This is a genomic window from Nicoliella sp. ESL1149, assembly GCF_058107265.1.
The window spans coordinates 1214528-1237439 of the sequence record NZ_JBYLUE010000002.1; the positions used below are offsets into that span (position 1 = coordinate 1214528).

Below are 22912 nucleotides of genomic sequence, written 5' to 3' on the forward strand. Positions count from 1 at the left end.
CCAAATCAACCACGCAGTGGTTAGATAGGTTAAGTTATTAAGAGCGCATGGTGGATGCCTTGGCACTAGAAGCCGATGAAGGACGGGACTAACACCGATATGCTTCGGGGAGCTGTACGTAAGCTTTGATCCGGAGATTTCCGAATGGGGAAACCCAATGATCTTAATCGATCATTATCAACTGACTAATACATACTCAGTTGAAGGTAGACGTGGGGAACTGAAACATCTCAGTACCCACAGGAAGAGAAAGAAATTTCGATTCCCTTAGTAGCGGCGAGCGAACGGGGAACAGCCCAAACCAATGAGCTTGCTCATTGGGGTTGTAGGACTGAACATTTGAGTTACCAAAGTATTCGATAGTCAAAAGATCTGGAAAGTTCTGCGAGACAAGGTGATAGCCCTGTAGACGAAATCGAATACCCTCAGTTCAGGATCCTGAGTACGGCGGAGCACGTGAAATTCCGTCGGAATCTGGGAGGACCATCTCCCAAGGCTAAATACTCTCTAGTGACCGATAGTGAACCAGTACCGTGAGGGAAAGGTGAAAAGCACCCCGGAAGGGGAGTGAAATAGTTCCTGAAACCATGTGCTTACAAGCAGTCAGAGTCCGTTAATGGATGATGGCGTGCCTCTTGCAGAATGAACCGGCGAGTTATGATTGCATGCCAGGTTAAGACGAAAAATCGGAGCCGTAGCGAAAGCGAGTCTGAAATGGGCGTTTTAGTATGTAATGATAGACCCGAAACCAGGTGATCTACCCTTGAGCAGGTTGAAAGTGTGGTAAAACACACCGGAGGACCGAACTCGTGTACGTTGAAAAGTGCTGGGATGACTTGAGGGTAGCGGTGAAATTCCAAACGAACTTGGAGATAGCTGGTTCTCTCCGAAATAGCTTTAGGGCTAGCCTTGGAGTAAAGAATCTTGACGGTAGAGCACTGTTTGGATAAAGGGTCCGTCTTGGATTACTGAGTTCAGATAAACTCCGAATGTCAATGATTTATATCCAGGAGTCAGACAATGAGTGATAAGATCCATTGTCGAAAGGGGAACAGCCCAGACCACCAATTAAGGTCCCTAAATATATGCTGAGTGGAAAAGGATGTGGAGTTGCATAAACAACTAGGATGTTGGCTCAGAAGCAGCCACCATTTAAAGAGTGCGTAATAGCTCACTAGTCGAGTGATTCTGCGCCGAAAATTTACCGGGGCTAAGCATATTACCGAGATTGTGGACGCAACTACGTTGCGTGATAGGAGAGCGTTCTAAGGGCGTTGAAGTCAGACCGTAAGGACTGGTGGAGCGCTTAGAAGTGAGAATGCCGGTATGAGTAGCGAAAGACCAGTGAGAATCTGGTCCACCACATGACTAAGGTTTCCTGGGGAAGGCTCGTCCTCCCAGGGTTAGTCGGGACCTAAGCCCAGGCTGAGAAGCGTAGGCGATGGACAACAGGTTGATATTCCTGTACTAGTTAATTATGTTTGAACGATGGAAGGACGCAGAAGGCTAAACGATGCATACTGTTGGATATGTATGTTCAAGCAACAAGTCAGGTGATGAGTCAAATGCTTATCACCGGGTTGACAAGTTGTTACGAGGACCGAAATTTAGTAGGGAAGTCGTCGATGTCACGCTGCCGAGAAAAGTTTCTAGTTAGTAATTAACTACCCGTACCGCAAACCGACACAGGTAGTCGAGGAGAGTATCCTAAGGTGAGCGAGTGAACTCTCGTTAAGGAACTCGGCAAATTGACCCCGTAACTTCGGAAGAAGGGGTGCTGCACTAACGTGCAGCCGCAGTGAAGAAGCTCAGGCGACTGTTTATCAAAAACACAGGTTTCTGCAAAATCGTAAGATGAAGTATAGGGGCTGACGCCTGCCCGGTGCTGGAAGGTTAAGTGAAAGAGTTAGCTTCGGCGAAGCTCAGAAACGAAGCCCCAGTAAACGGCGGCCGTAACTATAACGGTCCTAAGGTAGCGAAATTCCTTGTCGGGTAAGTTCCGACCCGCACGAAAGGCGTAACGATCTGAGCACTGTCTCAACGAGAGACTCGGTGAAATTGAGATACCTGTGAAGAAGCAGGTTACCCGCGACAGGACGGAAAGACCCCATGGAGCTTTACTGTAATTTGATATTGGGTGTTGACATGACTTGTACAGGATAGGTAGGAGCCGTAGATATCGGGACGCTAGTCTCGATGGAGGCGTTGTTGGGATACTACCCTCGTTGTGTGAACACTCTAACCTTCACCACTAAGCGTGGTGAGAGACAGTGTCTGATTGGCAGTTTGACTGGGGCGGTCGCCTCCTAAACAGTAACGGAGGCGCCCAAAGGTTCCCTCAGAATGGTTGGAAATCATTCGCTGAGTGTAAAGGCACAAGGGAGCTTGACTGCGAGACTGACTAGTCGAGCAGGGACGAAAGTCGGGCTTAGTGATCCGGTGGTACCGTATGGAAGGGCCATCGCTCAACGGATAAAAGCTACCCTGGGGATAACAGGCTTATCTCCCCCAAGAGTTCACATCGACGGGGAGGTTTGGCACCTCGATGTCGGCTCATCGCATCCTGGGGCTGTAGTTGGTCCCAAGGGTTGGGCTGTTCGCCCATTAAAGCGGTACGCGAGCTGGGTTCAGAACGTCGTGAGACAGTTCGGTCCCTATCCGTCGCGGGCGTAGGAAATTTGAGAGGAGCTGCCCTTAGTACGAGAGGACCGGGGTGGACATACCGCTGGTGTATCAGTTGTGCCGCCAGGCGCATCGCTGAGTAGCTATGTATGGATTGGATAAACGCTGAAAGCATCTAAGTGTGAAGCCAACCTCGAGATGAGATTTCCCATTTCCTTGTGAAAGTAAGACCCCTGAGAGATGATCAGGTTGATAGGATGGAAGTGGCAGCATAGTGATATGTGAAGCGGACCATTACTAATCGGTCGAGGACTTAACCAAGTAAGGTGTTCTCACCAGAAAGAATTGATATTAGCTAGTTTTGAGAGAACGAAGTTCTCATCATACAATTGTGTGGTGGCGATAGCCGGAAGGATACACCTGTTCCCATGCCGAACACAGAAGTTAAGCTTCCGCACGCCAAGAGTAGTTAGGGGATCGCCCCTCGCGAGGGTAGGACGTTGCCACGCAATATTATTCCGGCATAGCTCAGTTGGTAGAGCACCTGACTGTTAATCAGGTTGTCGACGGTTCGAGCCCGCCTGCCGGAGTTGTCATTTTGGAGAGTTGTCCGAGAGGCCGAAGGAGCATCATTGGAAATGATGTAAACGGGTAAAATCCTGTTTCGAGGGTTCGAATCCCTCACTCTCCATTTTTATGACCCGTTGGTCAAGTGGTTTAAGACACTGCCCTTTCACGGCAGTAACATGGGTTCGAATCCCGTACGGGTCATTACAATTTAATATTGTAGTTAATAACCTTTTTAATATGGTCCGTTGGTCTAGTTGGTTTAGGACGCCTGCCTGTCACGCAGGAGATCACGAGTTCGAGTCTCGTACGGACCGTTATTGGTTACTATCAATTTAATAATTACCTTTTGTATCATTTGGCTCGGTAGCTCAGTCGGTAGAGCAATGGATTGAAGCTCCATGTGTCGGCAGTTCGATTCTGTCCCGCGCCATCATGGAGGGGTAGCGAAGTCTGGCTAAACGCGGCGGACTGTAAATCCGCTCCTTCGGGTTCGGTGGTTCGAATCCACTCCCCTCCATTTTATAGGGATATAGTTCAAGGGCAGAATACCGGTCTCCAAAACCGTTGATGTGGGTTCGAATCCTACTATCCCTGTTATAATGTTATGGCGGTATTGGTGAAGTGGTTAACACACTGGTTTGTGGATCCAGCACGCGTGGGTTCGATTCCCACATACCGCCTTTTATTGATAGTTAACTAGTATTATTTAACCTTTAAAATGGTTGAATGGCGGTATAGCCAAGTGGTAAGGCAGAGGTCTGCAAAACCTTTATCATCGGTTCAAATCCGATTACCGCCTTTGCTCTACTATGCCGGAGTGGCGGAATTGGCAGACGCGCTGGACTCAAAATCCAGTGATCGTTTAGATCGTGTGGGTTCGAACCCCACCTCCGGTATAAAATAAAAACTCTTACCTAATATGGTGAGAGTTTTTTTGTACATTAATAACTATCATTCTTTCTTTTAATTGCAATATGTGATAATCTTAAATAGTTATAAGTCTATTCCCGATAGGATTCACAATAAGTGAAGATGCCTTGTAACCAAATAATTTAGGGGGAATCATTTTTATGGAAAACCAAGAAAAACATTTATTTACATCTGAATCAGTTTCAGAAGGTCATCCCGATAAAATAGCTGATCAAATAAGTGATGCTGTTTTAGATGCAATTTTAACGAAAGATCCAGATGCACGAGTAGCCTGTGAAACATCTGTAACGACTGGATTGGTATTAGTATTTGGTGAAATATCTACATCTGCCTATGTTAATATTCAAGAAATAGTTCGTTCAACCATTAAACGGATTGGCTATGATAATAGTGAGTTAGGATTTGATGGAAATACATGTGCAGTTTTAGTGGCTGTTGACGAACAATCACCTGATATTGCAATGGGAGTCGATGATTCACTAGAAACTAAATCTGGTAATAACGATGCTTTAGATCAAATTGGTGCTGGTGATCAAGGAATTATGTTCGGATATGCTGTTGATGAAACACCCGAATTAATGCCAATGCCAATTTCACTTGCCCACAAGATTATGCGTAAAACGGCAGAAGCTAGAAAAAGTGGAGAAATTGAGTATCTAAGACCCGACGCTAAAGCAGAAGTTACGGTTGAATATGATGATAATGATAAGCCGTTTCGTGTTGATACAGTCGTGTTAAGTACGCAACATAATGAAGATGCTACTCTTGATCAAATTAAACATGATATGATTGAAAAAGTCATTAAAAAAGTAATTCCTGAAAATTTACTTGATGAAAAAACAAAGTATCTAATTAACCCAACTGGTCGTTTTGTGATTGGTGGCCCCAAGGGTGATGCCGGATTAACTGGTAGAAAAATAATTGTTGATACTTATGGAGGTGCTGCTCGCCATGGTGGGGGAGCATTTTCTGGAAAAGATGCTACTAAAGTTGATCGTTCTGCTTCATATGCAGCAAGATATGTTGCTAAAAATATTGTTGCTGCTGGGTTAGCTAATAAGTGTGAGATTCAACTTGCGTATGCAATTGGAGTTGCAAAACCAGTTTCAGTTTCTATCAATACGTTTGGTAGTGGTAAAATTTCTGAAAAAGAATTAACTAATGCTGTTCGTAAGATATTTGATTTAAGACCTGCTGGAATTATTGAAATGCTTGATCTTAAGCGCCCAATTTATGAACAAACTGCAGCTTATGGTCATTTTGGTAGAACAGATATTGATTTGCCATGGGAACATACGGATAAGGTTCCAGATTTAAAAAAATACTTTAATTTATAATATAAAAAGCGGCTTTACAAAGCCGCTTTTTATTAAATTATAGAGGTACATGAATGAAATTTATTAAGTTAACTCAAGATACAAATATTAAAATGGTAACGATCGCACTATGGATTGCTGTTGTTTTAAGCGCTATAGAAGGTACGGTCGTTGCTACGGCTACACCAAGTATCGTGGCTAGTTTTCATGATGTTTATGGTGTTAATTGGATTTTTTCAGTATATTTATTGACTTCTACAATTATGACACCAATATACGGAAAGTTAGCTGATCAATTTGGTCGTAAATTAATTTTATTGTCTGGACTTGTAATATTTATAATTAGTTCAGTATTATTAGGACTAGCTAATAGCATGACGACATTAATTATTGAACGAGCTTTTCAAGGAATCGGAGCAGGGGCTATTCTACCAATTGCCAATACTATCATAGCCGACATGTATTCATTTTCAAATAGAGCTACCGTTATGGGAGTCAATAATTCTATTTGGGGTGTAACATCAGTTATTGCTCCATTATTAGGTGGTTTTATTGTTGATAATTTTGGTTGGCAATTTATTTTTTGGGTAAATGTTCCTTTTACTCTCTTAATAATTATATTGGTAAGTTATGGTCTACATGAAAGAAAAATTAAGCAAAACAATATTATAGATTATTTAGGAATATTATATTTAACGATAATAGTTTCTTCCATGATGTGGATTATAGATACATTAGGAAAAAGAAAAATTGATTTACAAGTGATTTCATGGAATATAATAATTATTATTGTTGTTGGAGTCATATTTGCTAGAAGAGAAAATTCGTTTAGTGAGCCTTTGATACCAATGCATTTATTTAAATCAACTACTTTTGTTACGCAAAATTTGATTATGTTTTTAATTAGTGGGTATTTAATTGCACTAAATGTTTATTTGCCTGATTGGATTCAAGGATTACTAGGATATCACGCAATTTTCTCAGGTTTTGCTATGGCCCCAATCTCATTATTATGGATTTTTGGTTCATTTATTTCTGGTTTCTTATTGACAAAGATATATGCTAAAAAAATTACTAATATTGGACTTATCTTTATGATAATTGGATCTGCGTCAATGACGCTTGTATCGCAACAATCAACTATTTTTTCTTTAATAATTATCTCAGCTATAAATGGTTTAGGATTAGGAATGATTATTACAAATGCTACCGTCGCTGTTCAAAACGAAGTTGATGCCAAAAACATTGGTGTAGCAACGTCATTTAATACATTATGTCGAAACATGGGTCAAATATTATTCATTACGATTTTTGGAATTATCATGAATACTTCTTTAAGAATTGGTAGTTTACAAACTGACCATCCTAAGAGAACGTTGCGATTGATGAGTAAACTGATAAATCCAAAAACTGCTCAATCATTATCAAATAAAATGGTTGAACAGCTACATGAAATTCTATTTTCAGGTTTGCATAACGTTTTTGTGATTGGGTTAGCTTTAATTGTTGCAATTTATTTAATTAATTTTTTTGATGTCAAAAAAAGACGGAAAGATTAGTTTTAACGTTTCTGAATTGCAATTAAAAATGGTGGAAAATGAATTTGATTTAAAAATTGATATTGCAAGACGGTGTATTGTTTTTGGTCCAATTGGGATCCAAACTTCAATACATCGTTTTTTTCTTGTTGTCCTCCCGGATGCCCGTAATAGACGACAAGAATAACAATTCCATTTGGTTTTAGAAGCGATAAGCATCCTTTGATTGCATCAATTGTTGTTGCACTGCGAGTAATCAAATTATGATTTCCACCAGGAAGATATCCTAAGTTAAAAATGGCAGCATTAATTGAGTGCGTAACTAATTTTTTAATATTCTCATGTCCTGAATTAAATAGGGTAACTCGATTTAACAGATTATTTTTTTCCAATCGTAAAGTTGTATTTTTAATAGCTTGTTCTTGAATGTCAAAACCATAAACAAGGCCTTTATTACCAACAAGTTTTGCTAAAAATTCTGTATCATTACCATTTCCTACTGTTCCATCGATAACGTAATTACCTGATTGGACAAATTGTTTGAGAAGTTCATGACTATAATTTATTGCTGAAGAAATTTTCAATATTAAACCTTCTTAACTAAATTTGCTTTTATTAAATATCTCTGCTATTATAACACTAATTTAATAAATTAAATCAAATGGATTAGTAGCGAACAGTATTCAAAAGAGACTAAATGGTTGGTGTGAATTTAGGATTATTGTTTTGTGAACTCGCCATTATCATTTTTTTAATTGAACTAATAGTAAATTAAGACGTTTTCCGCGTTATGGATTTGAGAGCCAATTGGAACTTAGGTGGTACCGCGGTATATTCGTCCTATAAGATTATTTCTTATGGGATTTTTTTATTTTAAGGAGGAATTTTGATTATGGCTTATGATCACTTGAAGATTGAAAAAGCATGGCAAAAATATTGGGATGACCATGAAACATTTAAGACTAGCGATAAAATGGATAAAGAGAAGTATTATGCACTTGATATGTTCCCTTATCCATCTGGAAAAGGACTTCACGTTGGACATCCTGAAGGTTATACAGCAACTGATATTATGTCTCGGATTCAACGAATGAAAGGAAAGAATGTTTTACATCCAATGGGATGGGATGCATTTGGTTTACCTGCAGAACAATACGCATTAAAGACTGGCCACCAACCAGGTAAGTTTACTGAAGAAAATATTAATCATTTTCGTGAACAAATTAAATCATTGGGATTATCATATGACTGGTCGCGTGAAGTAAATACCACTGATCCAAGTTATTACAAGTGGACTCAATGGATTTTTGAACAATTATATAAGCATGGTTTAGCTTATGAAGATGAGATTGAAGTTAACTGGGCTCCTGATTTTATGGGTGGGACCGTTGTGGCAAACGAAGAAGTTGTTAACGGTAAGACCGAACGTGGTGGCTATCCAGTTTATCGGGTTCCAATGCGTCAATGGGTATTAAGAATTACCGCTTATGCCGATCGTTTAATTGATGATTTGGATGACTTAGACTGGCCTGAAAGTATTAAGGAACAACAACGTAATTGGATTGGTCGTTCTGTTGGGGCTAGTGTTGACTTTAAAGTTAAGGATCATGATGATAAGATTACGGTATTTACGACTCGTCCAGATACCTTATTTGGGGCTGGGTACATGGTCTTAGCTCCAGAACACGAATTAGTTGATAAAATTACGACTCCTGAGCAAAAAGACAAAGTTGCTGCATATAAAAAGAAGGTCGAAACTAAGTCCGACCTTGAAAGAACTGATTTAAACAAGAATAAATCAGGAGTATTTACTGGGGCATACGGGATTAATCCAGTAAATGGTGAAGAATTACCAATCTTTATTGGTGACTATGTTCTTAATTCATATGGTACTGGTGCCATCATGGCGGTTCCAGCACATGACCAACGTGACTACGACTTTGCTAAGAAATTTGATTTACCGATCAAACCCGTTATTGAAGGTGGAGATATTAGTAAAGAAGCTTACACTGGTGATGGTAAGCATATTAATTCTGGTTTCTTGGATGGTATGGATAAACAAACTGCAATTGATACGATTATTAAATGGTTAGGTGATCATAAAGCAGGGAAAAAGAAGGTTAATTATCGTCTTCGTGATTGGATTTTCTCTCGTCAACGTTACTGGGGGGAACCAATTCCAGTTATTCATTGGGAAGATGGGGAAACGACTTTAGTTCCGGAAGATGAATTACCATTACGTTTACCAGAAACTGATGATTTACAACCATCAGGTACTGGTGAAAGCCCATTAGCTAATATTAAAGATTGGGTGAACGTTACCGATAAGAATGGTCGGAAGGGTAAACGTGAAACGAACACAATGCCACAATGGGCTGGTAGTTCCTGGTACTTCTTAAGATATATCGATCCACATAATGATAATAAAATTGCTGATCCTGAAAAATTGAAATATTGGTCACCAGTTGATCTATACGTTGGTGGTGCTGAACATGCTGTTCTTCATTTACTTTACGCTCGTTTCTGGCATAAGTTCCTTTATGATATTGGTGTTGTTCCTACTAAGGAACCATTCCATAAATTGGTTAACCAAGGAATGATTTTAGGTAAGAATCATGAAAAGATGTCCAAGTCTAAAGGAAACGTTGTTAATCCTGATGATATTGTTCAAGAATATGGTGCTGATACTCTTCGTCTTTACGAAATGTTTATGGGACCATTCACTGAATCTAAGCCTTGGAGTACTGAGGGAATTAAGGGATCATATCGTTGGTTGAACCGTGTTTGGCGCTTATTCGTTAATGATGATGATAAACTTAGTGATAAAATTGTCGATGAAAATGATGGTTCATTAGATAAGATTTATAACCAAACCGTTAAAATTGCTTCGGATGATTTTGATGGGATGCGTTTTAACGTTGCTATTTCACAGATGATGGTCTTTATTAATGAAGCTTATAAAGTTAAAACAATTCCTCGTGAATATTTTGAAGGCTTTGTTAAACTTCTTTCACCAATTGCCCCTCATATTTGTGAAGAATTCTGGAAAATTGGTGGACATCATGAAACGATTGCTTATCAATCATGGCCAACTTTTGATGAAAGCAAATTAGTAGAAGCTACGGTTCAAGTTGTTGTTCAAGTGAACGGAAAAGTTCGTGCACATATTGAAGTAAGTAAAGACTCTTCAAAAGATGCTACTAAGAAAAAGGCTTTCGAAGATGAAAAAGTAAAAGAATTTATTGACGGAAAAGATATTAAGAAAGTTATTATTGTTCCAAATAAAATCGTGAACATCGTTGCCAAATAATTGAAAAAAACTGATTACATTTTTGTAATCAGTTTTTTACTGTTAAAAAGTAAAATTTGTTAAATTGTTATTGATATAATGAACTTTTTTATTTACAATTAATTCATTGTGTTAAAAAGTTGAAATAAGAAAGTAGGAAGTTAAATGAAAGAATCACGCAAAGAAACTGACGAACTTGGCGTTGATGATCTCAAATCCCGTGATAAAATGCTCACGGGATCTATGTGGATGACAGCAGGAAGTATCTTGTCACGGATTTTAGGAGCCATCTATATTATTCCATGGCGAAAATTATTAGGAAGTGAGTATCTACCTGCTAACGCATTGTATGTTCAGGGTTATAACGTTTATAGCTTATTGTTGATCGTTGCAATTGCTGGGATTCCATCTGCAATCGCTAAACAAGTGGCTCATTATAATGCAATGAATGAGTATGGAATTGGGGTTAAGTTATATAAAAGAGGCTTAGTAATTTCAACATTAATGGGAATTATTTCTGCAATTCTTTTTTATTTTATTGCTCCTTTTATTTCCAATAGTGATCCAGCTGTTATTCCAGTCATGCGTTCATTAGCTTTGGCAATTTTAATTATTCCTACGGTTAGTATTACCAGAGGTTTTTTCCAAGGATATCAAGACATGGCTCCTTCAGCTATTTCACAGTTCATGGAACAAGTTTTCAGAATTGCTTATATGTTATTGATGACGTTCCTAATTATTGATGTTTGGCATGGCAAATGGACAACGACAGTTACCCAGTCAACATTAGCAGCTTTTATTGGTTCATTGGCAGCTTTATTGACCTTAGGTTTGTACTATCTTAAACGGCGTAAGTATTACCATCGACTAGTTGCTAATAGTAATAATAAAGTCCATGTTGATACGATGAAGTTATATAAAGAGATATTTCAACAAGCACTTCCATTTATCATTTTAGGTGCTGGGACTTCTATTTTTCAGTTAATTGATCAATATACATTTTTTGATCTAATGCATATTTTTAGAAATTACCCTTATGCAATTGTTCAAAAGTTATATGCTATTTTTGCTGGAAATGCCAATAAGTTAATTATGATAATCGTATCGTTGGCTTCTTCATTTGCGATAACGGTTGTGCCACTCTTGTCTGAAGCATACACTAATCGTGATTTGCATAAAATTAGGACCCAAATCGTGAATGGATTAATCTTATGTGAATTCGTCATGTTTCCAGCTTCTCTTGGAATGGCTGCAATTGCGGGTCCTCTAAACCGAGTTTTTTATGGTTTAGGTCGTCAGGGACTTTCAGCAAATATTCTTTCATTTTATGCTTTGATTGGGATTAGTTTAGGATTATTTACTGTGTTATCCGCAATGATGCAGGGAATTTCTCAAAATAAATTAGCTGTTAAATACTTTGTAATTGGAACGATCGTGAAAATAGTAGCCCAAATTCCAGCAATTTATTTCTTTGGAACTTTTGGACCGTTAATATCCACAGGATTAGGGTTTATGGTAGCTAATTTTTTGATTATGTTTTCAATGAAAGATCAATTTGGGGTTAATTACCGTAAAGTGATTATGAGAACAAATCAGATTCTTTTATTCTCGTTGCTAACATACTTAGCAGCCTTAATTGTTGTAAAATTAACGAATTTAGGATTGGCAACTTTTATGGATGTTGAATCATCAATTGCTAGTTTAATTGTTACTGGATTGGCATCATTAATTGGTGGAATTGTTTATGTCTATTGCATTCTTAAATCACGTTTAGCTGACGATGTCTTAGGTGATCGAATGATTAGATTAAGATCGAAATTGCATATAAAATAAAAAAATGCTTAATTTGTAATTAATGAAAAACACCCCAAAGTCGTTTAGACTTTGGGGTGTTTTTTTATTTTCTATTTTGATGTTCTTTCATGTATTCAGGAATTTTGTGAATAATTTGATGTGGTAAAACAACATATTGATTTTGAGCAAGTTGATCTGCAATATCACTATGAGCATAAACAGCACTAAGAACGGCATCATCTAAGTTCTTAAATTGAGCACTGAATCCGCTGATCATTCCAGCTAATGTGTCACCCATTCCACCAGTTGCTTGTGCTGGTGTTCCACAAGGATTGACATAAATATCATTATTGGTATATACACGGGTATGATGGGATTTTAATACGACAATTCCGTTCAAATCTTGTTGAGCACGTTGATTTAATGCATTATCATCTTGTTGTGATAATTTAATTCCAGAAAGGCGTTCCCATTCTACTTGATGGGGGGTAAAAATTAATCGTGCTTTTGGTAAAGATATTTCTTTGGTTGCAACAAGTGTGATGGCAGAACCATCAATTATTAAAATCTGATCTGGAGTGACCCAGTCAAAAACATTCTTTAAAATTTGAAGACTTTGATCATCAGTACCTAAACCAGGTCCAATCACAATTACGTCTGCTTTATCTACTAGTGGATGCAGTGTCTTAGGATTTGTAAAGTCAGTTATCATTGCTTCAGGTAATAGGGAGTGAAGGCTGGAACGATTAACTAAGTCACTAGCAGTGGTTACTAGACCTGCTCCTGAGTAAACACTAGCCATACTGGACATGATAATAGCACCACCAAACTGAGCGTTACCACCAATTAAAATTACGTGTCCATAAGTTCCTTTAAAGCTATTATTATTTCTCTTAACAATTGTTCTTTTAACCAATTCTGGCGTTATTTTTTGCAATTAAATCACCTCATTTTTATTATAGCATTCCAAATAATATGCAAAAGTGTTTAGTCCTGGAAGTTGATAATAAATATGCTACTATGATATTGAAGAGTAATTGAGGAGGAATTTTGATGATTAACTGGAAAGAACAAGCTAATTCATATAAAAATGATTATTTAAATGATTTAAAAGAACTGGTAAAGATTGATAGTGAAAGAGACGATAAAAATGCGACCGACGAATATCCACTAGGACCTGGTCCTGCTAAAGCATTACAAAAATACTTAGAGTTTGGTAAAAGAGATGGATTTAAAGTTAAAAATCTCGATAACTTAGTCGGATATATTGAATATGGTGAAGGAAATGAAACCCTTGGTATTTTAGCTCATGCAGATGTTATGCCTGCAGGTGAAGGATGGAATACTGATCCGTTTGATGCCATCATAAAAAATGATAATATTTATGGACGTGGCACTTCAGATGATAAGGGACCAGGATTAGCAGCTTATTATGGTTTACGGATGTTAAAAGATAATCATATTGATCCTAAATATAAGATCCGCTTTATTATTGGAACTGATGAAGAAAGTGAATGGAAGGGTATGAAACACTATCTTTCTTTGGAAAAGACTCCTGATTTAGGATTTTCCCCGGATGCTGAATTTCCTTTAATTAATGGTGAAAAGGGTATCACAAGTTTCATTACAAAATTTTCTGCTGATGGAAAAGACTCGATCGATTCTAATGTAAGTTTGGAATCATTTAAGTCTGGACTACGTGATAACATGGTTCCCCGGGATGCGTTTGCAATGCTTCAATCTGATGATAATGAACAATTATCTGCTGATTTTACTGAATTTTTGGATAAGGAACCAATTAGTGGGGATGCAATTTTAACTGCAGATGGTTTGAAGTTGCATGTTATTGGTAAAGCTGCCCATGGAATGGCTCCAGAAAATGGTGTAAACGCGGGAACTTATTTGGCTTCTTTTCTTTCCAAGTACGATTTAGCAGGTAACAGTGGCTTTTTCATTAAATTCATTGCTGACTATTTGCACAATGATACAAGAGCCCAACATTTAGGATTAGCTTATCATGATGATAAAATGGGTGATTTAACCATGAATGTTGGAATTATGAAGTTCAATGCTCATGATGGTGGAATGATAAATACTAATTTTAGATATCCAAAGGGGATAACTTCAGAACAGTTAAAGAATGGTTTGAAAAATCACGCCAGTGGTGGAAAAGTTGAACAATTAGATGATATGAAGCCTCACTTTGTTTCGGAGGATGATCCAATTGTTAAGAAATTGATGAAAGTTTATCAAGAACAAGCTAATGTAGCTAATGCTAAACCAGAAGTTGTTGGTGGTGGAACATATGCAAGAATCATGAAACGTGGAGTTGCGTATGGAGCGTTATTACCAAATACACCAGATACAATGCATCAAGCAAATGAATTTCAACCAATTGCTGATTTAATATTAGCGATGTCTATTTATGGCCAAGCAATTTATGAATTAAATCGATAAACGATTAATCAAGTTAATAAAAAAGATTCAGTGTTTTTAACACTGAATCTTTTATTTACTATTGGTATTTGAATTATTGCTTGAATTAGCTGCAGGCGCTTTTTGTTGGGTTGAATTTGTTGTTGAACTGGAATCAGAACCATTATTATTGGAATTTGTTTGGCCTTCCAATAAGTTCTTGATATCAGTTAATAATTGATCAGAAGTTGATAATGTTGTAGGAGCAGGTTTCTTCTTAGTTAACTTATTAATAAACTTAACCAGAAGGAAAACGACAAATGCAATAATTAAGAAATTAATAATGGCATTTAAAAAGTTACCAATTTTAAAAGTTGCGTTACCTACCTTTAAATAAATGTTAGATAAATTAATCTTACCAATAAAAATTCCTATCAATGGATTAATTAGGTTACCAGTTAAAGATTTAACAATTCCTGTAAAGGCAGATCCAACAATAACCCCAACGGCCATATCCATTACATTCCCTTTGGCAATAAAGTTTTTAAAATCTTTGAACAAAATGATTTTCCTCCTTAAAATATGCTATTATTATAATAGCATTAACATTTAAAATATTGAAGGGAATTTCAATTTGTGAATAAAAAGGAATACTCGATTATAATTTTAGTAAGTCTATTTTTTGCTGGAATTGCAATATGGCTTACTTCTAATTTAAGTCGAGCTGCTTTTATTGTTACCTGGTTAATATTATTTATAATAATTCAATTCATTTTAACTATTGTAATAGTGATATTAAATAAAAAACGGCAACGCGGAAAGGATGATAACAATTCAAAGTAAATTTCATTTTAAAAGAACTTTGATGATTATTGCTGGGCTTGTAATTTTATCAGGTGGTTCAGTTACATTAATGTCAGCAGTAGATGCTTCCGCTAAGGCTACTCATCATTCAAGATCAAGAATTATAAATGTATCTGGATCAAAAAAGCAAACGGTTAGTATTATTTTAAAGCCACATAATTTAAATGGCTTACAAAATTTCATTTATAATATTACTAATCCAGCAAGAGATAATTTCAGAGAATATCTTTCTACTGAACAATTTGCAAAGCGTTATGGACAATCCAATAAACATGTTAAATTAATTACTAAATACCTTCAAAAAAATCATTTAACGACTAATGCTTTGTCTGGAAATGTAGTTATTAATATTTCTGGTAAAACTAAATATTTCAATCGAGTATTTAAGACTAAAATTAGATTGGAAAAAAGTGATACAGGAACCTATCAAAAAGTGAGTAAAACTCCTAAACTACCTGGCAAATTAAATGGATACGTATTAGATACAGTTGGGCTTTCAAGTGATAGTAACGTAAAATCAAAGAGTAATTCATATGTTTCTAATGCAACCCCAATTGACGATCAAAATAAAACAAGTGGGGCTCCTGCTAAATTTATTGATCGTTATAATATGTCTTCACTATATAATCGTAAATATTTAGGAGAGGGACAATCCATTGCGATTATTTCTTTTGGTGGATACAGTAAGAAATACGCTCAATTATTTTGGGATAATGAAAATATTCCAACAAAGAATAATCGTCTTCATAATTTTTATGTAGATGGGTTAAAACATAATCAAAAAGAATCGAATGAAACTGATTTAGATGTTCAACAGGCTGGAGCAATTGCTCCGCATGCTGATATTGATGTATATATGAGTCAACCTAGTGTTAAGGGGATGATTGATTCTCTAGCATCTGCAATTAGTCGAAATCGTGATCATAGTATTTCGATTAGTTGGGGACAAAGTGAAAGTAAGATTCGAAATGGAATCAAGAATGGAACGGTTCCAAAGAACTATAACGAAATCATGAATTTATTACTAATGCAAGCTAGTGCTCAAGGAACTAGTGTCTTTTCTGCCAGTGGAGATAATGGAGCTTATGATGGAATGACAGTCGACCAACAGGATCCTAATTTAACGGTTGATACACCAGCTAATTCACCATATATAACTGCTGTTGGTGGAACAACTTTGCCAAGTCAATATACTATTAATGGGAAAGTTGTTTCTATTTTAAAGGAACGGGCTTGGGGAAATGAGTACTTCTATCCTGAATATCGTAAGAATAAGTCAATCAATAGTAATCTAGAAAAATTTATTACTTCATATTTTGTTGGTAGTGGTGGTGGATTTAGTGACTTTAATCCACTTCCTGTCTATCAAAGGGGAGTGCCTGGAGTTGGAACATTTGAGGCTAATCAATTATGGCAGTCACATGATGGTTATATGTCATCAGTAGTTCCTGCTAAACATGTTACTGGGCAACGGGGCGGAAGAAATGTTCCAGATGTTTCTGCTAATGCCGATCCTAAAACTGGTTATGAAGCATATTACCACGGGTACTCACTTACGATGGGAGGAACTAGTGTTGTTTCCCCTCAATTTGCAGGTGCAAGTGCTGTGATCAATAGTTCATTGAATGAAAATGTTGGTTTTTGGAACCCACAAATTTATCGTTTAGCTGTGAGAAATGATTCTCCTTTTACTCCGCTAGATAGTGATGTTGATAATACAAATTTATATTATACTGGTCAACCCGGTAAAATATATAATCAAGCTAGTGGATTAGGAACAGTTAACTTTGGGCAATTAAGAAAATTATTGCGATAAAAATAAAAAGACGCTTAATAGCGTCTTTTTTTATGCCCCAAGCAGGATTCGAACCTGTACTTGAAAAATCAAACAGCGACCTGAACGCTGCGCGTCTGCCAATTCCGCCATTGGGGCATATGTATAAGTTTACAATAGAAACATATAAAAATAAAGTTCTAAAAGCTTGGTGGTAATTATTTGTAGTTAAAAAATAATTGTGTACAATGTAAACAGAAAAGATGATTATTAAGATATTCTAAGGAGTGTGGTTGAAGAAATAAATTTTTGGTAGAATAATAAATATGTGTATAGATTTTAATATAAGATGATTTTCAGTAACTTAAAGGGGAATAAATTATGTGTGGATTTACAGGATATATTAATCAAAAAGATGTCCCAACTAATACAATTGTAAATATGGCTAATAGGATTAAACACCGTGGCCCTGATGACGAAAAATACTTCCAAGATGAAAATGCTTCATTAGGATTTAGAAGACTTTCGTTCTTGGACTTAGCACATGGTGGACAACCATTATTTAGTGAAGACCATACAATGGCTTTAACTTTCAATGGTGAAATTTATAACTATCGTGAAGTTAGAGCTGAATTAAAAGAAATGGGTTACAAATTTGAAACTGATGTTGATTCTGAAGTTTTAATTCGTGGTTATGAAGCATGGGGACCTAAGCTTTTGGATAAGATTCGAGGAATGTTTGCTTTTATTATTTACGATAGTAAAAACAAAGAAGTATTTGGTGCCCGAGATCACTTTGGAATTAAGCCACTTTACTACTATGATGATGATAAAACATTCCTTTGGGGTTCAGAAATCAAAGCATTTCTTGAACATCCTAATTTTAAAAAAGAATTGAACGAGAAATTATTACCAATTCATATGAGTTTTGAATTTGTGCCTTCTCGTGAAACAATGTTTAAGCATGTTTATAAGTTATTACCAGGTCAATACTTTATTCACCATATTGGTGGCGAAACTGAATTGCATCGTTACTTTAAATTTAACTATGATCATATTGATAATAGTCAGACCGTTGATGGGGATGCAAAGAAGATTCAACAATTAGTAAAAGACTCTGTTAAAGCTCATATGGTTGCTGATGTTGAAGTTGGAAGTTTCTTATCTAGTGGTGTTGACTCTAGTTACGTGTTATATGAAGCTTCTAAGCTTAAACCAATTCATTCTTTCTCATTAGGATTCAAGAATTCTAAATACAGTGAATTAGCATGGTCATCCAAGTTTGCTAAAGAAATTGGCCAAGATAATGTTCCAATTTACATTAATGGTGATGATTACTTTAGATTCTTACCTACAATGATGTATTACATGGATGAACCATTATCTAATCCTTCTGCAATTCAATTATATTACCTTTCTAAACGGACTCGTCAAAGCGTTAAAGCAGCTTTATCTGGTGAAGGTGCTGATGAATTCTTTGGTGGATACAACACTTACCTAGAAGCAATTCCGTTTGAAAGATATCAAAAATGGGTTCCTCAATTTGCAAGAACTTGTTTTGCCAAGGTTGCCGAACGATTACCTCGCTTCCATGGTCGCCGTTTCTTAATTCGGGGAGCTGAACCATTAAGTGAACGTTATTACCGGGTTAACTATGTATTTGATTATGAAGATCGTGATAAGTTATTAAAGGATTCTTCTTTAAATGTTGACTCAGGTCAATATACTAAACACATTTTTGATGATGTTAAAGATAAAGATGAAATGACACAAATGCAATATTTCGATATCAATACTTGGTTACCATATGACATTTTGCATAAAGCTGACCGAATGAGTATGTGTAATTCTCTTGAAGTGAGAACTCCATTAGTAGATAAAGAAGTTGCTAAGTTTGCTGCCACAATGCCAGTTAAGACTAGAATTACTCCTAAAGAAACTAAGATTTCTTTACGGACTGCTGCGGCTGCTGCTTTACCTGATAGTGTTGCTAAGAAGGAAAAGATGGGATTCCCATCCCCAATTGCTAGTTGGATGAATGAACCTAAGTATCATAAATTGATTGTAGAGGCTTTCCATTCTGATATTGCTAACAAGTTCTTTAATGTTGATTATTTAGATCATTTATTGGAAGAACATGCAAATGGTAAGTCAAACATGCAAAAGATTTTCACGGTTTACACATTCATTCTTTGGTATGGTGTGTACTTCCCTGAAAATACTACTATGAATACCATTAAAAAGGTTCAAAAAACAAAGACTGATCTTTAATTTTAGGAGCGATTTAAATTGAACTTGGATATCGAAGAAATTGTTACGTTGCTTGCTGAACATGATTTATTAAAAGAGTATCATGTTGTTGATGAGCATGATCATTTTGATAATATAAGCTATGATTCTCGTCATGTAGGATCAAATGGATTGTTCTTTTGCAAGGGGAACTTTAAGCCAGAATATTTGAATGGAGCAAAAGAAAACGGGGCTGTTGCCTACGTTTCAGAAACTGATTTAAACGAATCTGACCTAACAAGCGTTCTTGTAAGGGATGTTCAAAAAGCAATGTCATTATTAAGTGCGGCTTTTTATGATTATCCTCAAAATGATTTATTTATTATTGCCTTTACTGGGACAAAGGGGAAGACAACTTCTTCTTATTTCACAAAAAGCATTTTAAATAATTCAACTAATCATAAAACAGCAATGTTTTCTACGATTGATACTTATCTAGGCCCCGATGATAGTACCAAGTTCAAATCACATTTAACAACTCCTGAATCGTTAGATTTATTTAAGAATATGAGAACTGCGGTCGATAATGGAATGACGCATTTAGTAATTGAGGTATCTTCACAAGCCTATAAGAAAAATCGCGTTTATGGACTTCATTTTGATGTTGGCTTTTTCTTAAACATTTCTCCTGACCATATTGGAATAAATGAACATCCAACTTTTGCTGATTATTTGCATTGCAAAGAACAGTTATTAGTCAACTCAACTTCTTGTGTTATAAATGCAGAGACCGATTATTTTACGGATGTGTATAAGACGGCTAAAGCAACATCGCAACCGGAAAATATTTATACTTTTGCTCGTAAGGGAAGTCAAAATAATGTTGAGGCTGATATAGAATTTGAAAGTTTAACTGATGATTTAAGCCATAACGAAATTACCGTTAAAAGTAATTCAAAAGATAACCGTTTAAATCTGAATGCTAATTATAAACTTTCTTTACCAGGGGATTATAATGAATCTAATGCAGTTGCAGCATTGATTGCTGCATCCATTTCTGGAGCATCTATTAAGGATTGTCAACAAGGATTAGCGAATGTTAATGTTCCTGGAAGAATGGAACGTCATTTTAGTAAAGAACATGGAACTATATATGTTGACTATGCTCACAATTATGCCAGTATGCATGCTTTATTGCATTTCCTTAAGCGGGAAAATCCAACCGGTAAAATTATTGTCGTTGTCGGAAGTACAGGTGATAAGGGAGAAGATAGACGCCAAGGATTTGGCAAGGCACTGAGTGAAGAGGCAAATGTTGCATTATTAACTACTGATGATCCTGGAGATGAGGATCCAATGGTGATTGCAAAAGAAATTGCAAGTTATACTGATCAAAGTAAAGTTCAAGTTCATTTTGAAATGGATCGTAAAAAAGCAATTCTTGATGCAATAAAAATGGCAGGAAATAATGATATGGTCGTAGTTGCAGGTAAGGGACTTGATCCTTATCAAAAGATTAATGGGGTTGACGTCCCTTATCCGACCGATTCAAAAGTCGTCCAAAATATTTTGAAGGGTAATGATTAAAATAATGAGTAACCAAGACAATTCATTCACACCAATTTTATTGGGTAGTGATTTTAATGTTTATGGAATGGCCCGTTCACTTTATGAAAAGTACGGAAAACCAGTAAAAGCATTTGCACAGGTTGAATTAGCACCAACCCGTTTTAGTAAAATTGTAGATTTGGAATTTATTCCAGACTTTAGTGAGGATCCAACTTGGATTGAAGCTATGCGTAAAATTAAGAAACGTTATGCTGATCATAAAGAACCTGTAATTTTAATTGGTTGTGGTGATGGATACGCGGAATTGATTTCTAAACATAAGGATGAGCTTAGTGACGTTTTCGTTTGTCCTTATGTTGACTATGATAAAATTCGCCAATTGAACAGCAAGGAAAACTTTTATAAACTTTGTGATAAATATGATTTGCCATATCCTAAGACTCATCTCATTACTCGTAAGGATTATGAGGCCAATAAAGGAAACGTTGAACAACCTTTCCAATATCCAGTTGAACTCAAGCCTACTAATAGTGTTGAATGGTTAGATATTCATTTTGAAGGACGAAAAAAAGCATTTCGGATTAAAACAGAAAGTGAATATCAAGATATTGTTGGTAAAATTTATGATAATGGCTACACTTCGGATTTAATTTTGCAAGACTTTATTCCTGGCGATGATAGTAATATGCGAGTTTTAAATGCTTATGTTGATAAGGATCATAATGTTAAAATGATGTGTTTAGGACATCCACTTCTTGAAGATCCTGCTCCTTCCGCAATTGGGAATTATGTTGCTATTTTACCCGAATATAAAGAAGGAATATATCGACAAATCCAAAGCTTTTTAGAAGCCATTGAATTTACTGGTTATGCTAATTTTGATATGAAGTATGATCATCGTGATGGGACTTTTAAGTTATTTGAGATTAATCTTCGTCAAGGAAGAAGTAGTTTCTTTGTTACTTTGAACGGTTATAACCTTGCTGACTGGGTAGTCCAGGACTATGTTTTTGATAGTTTAAAGGATAAAAAAACTGTTTATGCTAATAAAAACAAAGCTAATCGTTACCTCTGGCTTAATGTTGGGACAAATGTTTTTGAAAAATATGCGAAAGAAAATCGTTATAAAGATGAAGCAATGGAACTCATTCACAATGGTCATTATGGAAGTACTTTTTGGTACTCTAAGGATAGAAACCTAAAGCGGTGGGCTTTAATGAAATGGATTCAACATAATTACACTAAGAATTTTGCCCGTTATTTTGCGGAAAATAAGGAGTAATTAAAATGAAACATTTTTTTTCAATCATTGGAGGAATGGGAACAGAAGCGACTGAAAGTTATATTCATTTATTAAATTCAAAGACACCGGCTTATAAAGATCAAGATTATTTGAATTATATCTTGGTTAACCATGCGACAGTTCCTGATCGAACCGATTATATTTTGGATCATAGTAAACCAAGTCCATTACCACCATTATTGGATGATATTAAGCAACAAAGTTTGTTAAAACCTGATTTTTTTGCACTTCCTTGTAATACGGCACATTATTTTTATGATCAGCTCCAGGCCAGTACGGATGTTCCAATTTTACACATGCCTAGAGAAGCAGTTGCATCCATAAAAAATAAATTTCCAACTGCAAAGAAAATTGGACTAATTGCTACTAGTGGGACGATTCATGATGGTATTTATGATCATGAAATTGAAAAAGCTGGCTACGAAGTAATTAAACCAAATGCAAAAATTGAATCACAAACAATGGAATTGATTTATCAAGATATCAAAGAACAAAATAAAGTAGATGCTGAACTTTATCATCAAATTTTACAAGAAATGATTGATAAGGGTAGTGATGTAGTTATTTTAGGTTGTACTGAGTTATCTGTTGCTCAAGAAAGGGCAGCTGATAAAAAATATCCAGTCGTTGATGCTCAAGCTGTTTTGGTTGATCGATCAATCGAAGAAGCATTAAAAACACAACGTAAATAAAAAGCAG

13 protein-coding genes, 11 tRNA genes, 2 rRNA genes, 1 riboswitch and 1 other annotated feature are annotated in these 22912 nt (G+C 36.1%); of the genes, 22 read left to right on the forward strand and 4 right to left on the reverse strand.

Annotation, left to right across the window (positions count from 1 at the left end; all coding sequences use genetic code 11):
• Positions 1–27: 27 nt before the first annotated feature.
• From AC3B6G_RS05900 to AC3B6G_RS05965, 14 genes are all read left to right on the forward strand, one after another.
• Positions 28–2943, forward strand: a 23S ribosomal RNA gene (locus tag AC3B6G_RS05900).
• 71 nt (positions 2944–3014) lie between these two features.
• Positions 3015–3131 (forward strand): 5S ribosomal RNA (rrf, locus tag AC3B6G_RS05905).
• 8 nt (positions 3132–3139) lie between these two features.
• Positions 3140–3212: transfer RNA gene (locus AC3B6G_RS05910), tRNA-Asn, on the forward strand.
• 10 nt (positions 3213–3222) lie between these two features.
• A tRNA-Ser gene (locus AC3B6G_RS05915) sits at positions 3223–3313 on the forward strand.
• A gap of 7 nt (positions 3314–3320) precedes the next feature.
• Positions 3321–3393, forward strand: a tRNA-Glu gene (locus AC3B6G_RS05920).
• A gap of 38 nt (positions 3394–3431) precedes the next feature.
• Positions 3432–3506 (forward strand) — tRNA-Asp (locus AC3B6G_RS05925).
• A gap of 43 nt (positions 3507–3549) precedes the next feature.
• Positions 3550–3622 (forward strand) — tRNA-Phe (locus tag AC3B6G_RS05930).
• Positions 3623–3626: 4 nt separating this feature from the next.
• Positions 3627–3709: transfer RNA gene (locus AC3B6G_RS05935), tRNA-Tyr, on the forward strand.
• A gap of 6 nt (positions 3710–3715) precedes the next feature.
• Positions 3716–3786 (forward strand) — tRNA-Trp (locus AC3B6G_RS05940).
• Positions 3787–3799: 13 nt separating this feature from the next.
• Positions 3800–3872: transfer RNA gene (locus AC3B6G_RS05945), tRNA-His, on the forward strand.
• A 48-nt stretch (positions 3873–3920) separates the two neighbouring features.
• A tRNA-Cys gene (locus tag AC3B6G_RS05950) sits at positions 3921–3991 on the forward strand.
• A gap of 12 nt (positions 3992–4003) precedes the next feature.
• Positions 4004–4088, forward strand: a tRNA-Leu gene (locus tag AC3B6G_RS05955).
• Between the two features lie 92 nt (positions 4089–4180).
• Positions 4181–4265: riboswitch (SMK box riboswitch) on the forward strand.
• A complete protein-coding gene (gene metK, locus AC3B6G_RS05960) occupies positions 4263–5459 on the forward strand; it encodes a methionine adenosyltransferase (RefSeq protein WP_489849470.1) in 1197 nt (398 codons plus the stop codon). Its footprint overlaps the riboswitch before it by 3 nt.
• Before the next feature lie 53 nt (positions 5460–5512).
• Complete coding sequence (locus tag AC3B6G_RS05965; RefSeq protein ID WP_489849471.1) at positions 5513–6997, forward strand: MDR family MFS transporter; 1485 nt, start codon at positions 5513–5515, stop codon at positions 6995–6997.
• Between the two features lie 2 nt (positions 6998–6999).
• Here the strand turns inward: AC3B6G_RS05965 and mnmM are convergent, their stop codons facing one another.
• Complete coding sequence (gene mnmM, locus AC3B6G_RS05970; RefSeq protein WP_489849472.1) at positions 7000–7560, reverse strand: tRNA 5-(aminomethyl)-2-thiouridylate-methyltransferase MnmM; 561 nt, start codon at positions 7558–7560, stop codon at positions 7000–7002.
• Between the two features lie 63 nt (positions 7561–7623).
• Positions 7624–7822 (forward strand) — a binding site (T-box leader).
• A gap of 46 nt (positions 7823–7868) precedes the next feature.
• On the opposite strand from mnmM, the gene leuS reads away from it, so the two are divergent.
• Together leuS and AC3B6G_RS05980 are read left to right on the forward strand one after the other, a co-directional pair.
• Positions 7869–10286, forward strand: coding sequence for a leucine--tRNA ligase (gene leuS, locus AC3B6G_RS05975; RefSeq protein WP_489849473.1), 2418 nt, complete (start codon positions 7869–7871; stop codon positions 10284–10286).
• A gap of 144 nt (positions 10287–10430) precedes the next feature.
• Complete coding sequence (locus AC3B6G_RS05980; RefSeq protein WP_489849474.1) at positions 10431–12098, forward strand: putative polysaccharide biosynthesis protein; 1668 nt, start codon at positions 10431–10433, stop codon at positions 12096–12098.
• Between the two features lie 64 nt (positions 12099–12162).
• On the opposite strand, the gene AC3B6G_RS05985 is transcribed toward AC3B6G_RS05980, so the two are convergent.
• Entirely contained in the window at positions 12163–12996 is an 834-nt protein-coding gene (locus AC3B6G_RS05985) for an NAD(P)H-hydrate dehydratase (protein WP_489849475.1), read from the reverse strand.
• Positions 12997–13112: 116 nt separating this feature from the next.
• Here AC3B6G_RS05985 and pepV point away from each other — a divergent pair, with 116 nt between their 5' ends.
• A complete protein-coding gene (gene pepV, locus AC3B6G_RS05990) occupies positions 13113–14516 on the forward strand; it encodes a dipeptidase PepV (RefSeq protein ID WP_489849476.1) in 1404 nt (467 codons plus the stop codon).
• 51 nt (positions 14517–14567) lie between these two features.
• Here the strand turns inward: pepV and mscL are convergent, their stop codons facing one another.
• Positions 14568–15035 carry a large-conductance mechanosensitive channel protein MscL gene (gene mscL / locus AC3B6G_RS05995; RefSeq protein ID WP_489849477.1) on the reverse strand — a complete coding sequence of 156 codons (468 nt, stop codon included), beginning with the start codon at positions 15033–15035 and terminating at the stop codon, positions 14568–14570.
• 262 nt (positions 15036–15297) lie between these two features.
• On the opposite strand from mscL, the gene AC3B6G_RS06000 reads away from it, so the two are divergent.
• Positions 15298–17154 (forward strand): S53 family peptidase, encoded by a 1857-nt coding sequence (locus tag AC3B6G_RS06000; RefSeq protein WP_489849478.1) that lies wholly within the window; start codon positions 15298–15300, stop codon positions 17152–17154.
• 33 nt (positions 17155–17187) lie between these two features.
• Here the strand turns inward: AC3B6G_RS06000 and AC3B6G_RS06005 are convergent.
• A tRNA-Leu gene (locus AC3B6G_RS06005) sits at positions 17188–17271 on the reverse strand.
• Positions 17272–17493: 222 nt separating this feature from the next.
• Here AC3B6G_RS06005 and asnB point away from each other — a divergent pair.
• Genes asnB through AC3B6G_RS06025 form a run of 4 tightly spaced genes read left to right on the forward strand, consistent with a single transcriptional unit; the run spans position 17494 to position 22905 of the window.
• Positions 17494–19383 carry an asparagine synthase (glutamine-hydrolyzing) gene (gene asnB, locus AC3B6G_RS06010; protein ID WP_489849479.1) on the forward strand — a complete coding sequence of 630 codons (1890 nt, stop codon included), beginning with the start codon at positions 17494–17496 and terminating at the stop codon, positions 19381–19383.
• An 18-nt stretch (positions 19384–19401) separates the two neighbouring features.
• Positions 19402–20928 (forward strand): UDP-N-acetylmuramoyl-L-alanyl-D-glutamate--2,6-diaminopimelate ligase, encoded by a 1527-nt coding sequence (locus tag AC3B6G_RS06015; RefSeq protein WP_489849480.1) that lies wholly within the window; start codon positions 19402–19404, stop codon positions 20926–20928.
• Positions 20929–20932: 4 nt separating this feature from the next.
• Positions 20933–22192 (forward strand): carboxylate--amine ligase, encoded by a 1260-nt coding sequence (locus tag AC3B6G_RS06020; protein WP_489849481.1) that lies wholly within the window; start codon positions 20933–20935, stop codon positions 22190–22192.
• Between the two features lie 5 nt (positions 22193–22197).
• On the forward strand, positions 22198–22905 hold the full coding sequence (locus tag AC3B6G_RS06025) for an aspartate/glutamate racemase family protein (RefSeq protein ID WP_489849482.1): 708 nt from the start codon (positions 22198–22200) through the stop codon (positions 22903–22905).
• The last annotated feature ends 7 nt before the right edge of the window (positions 22906–22912 follow it).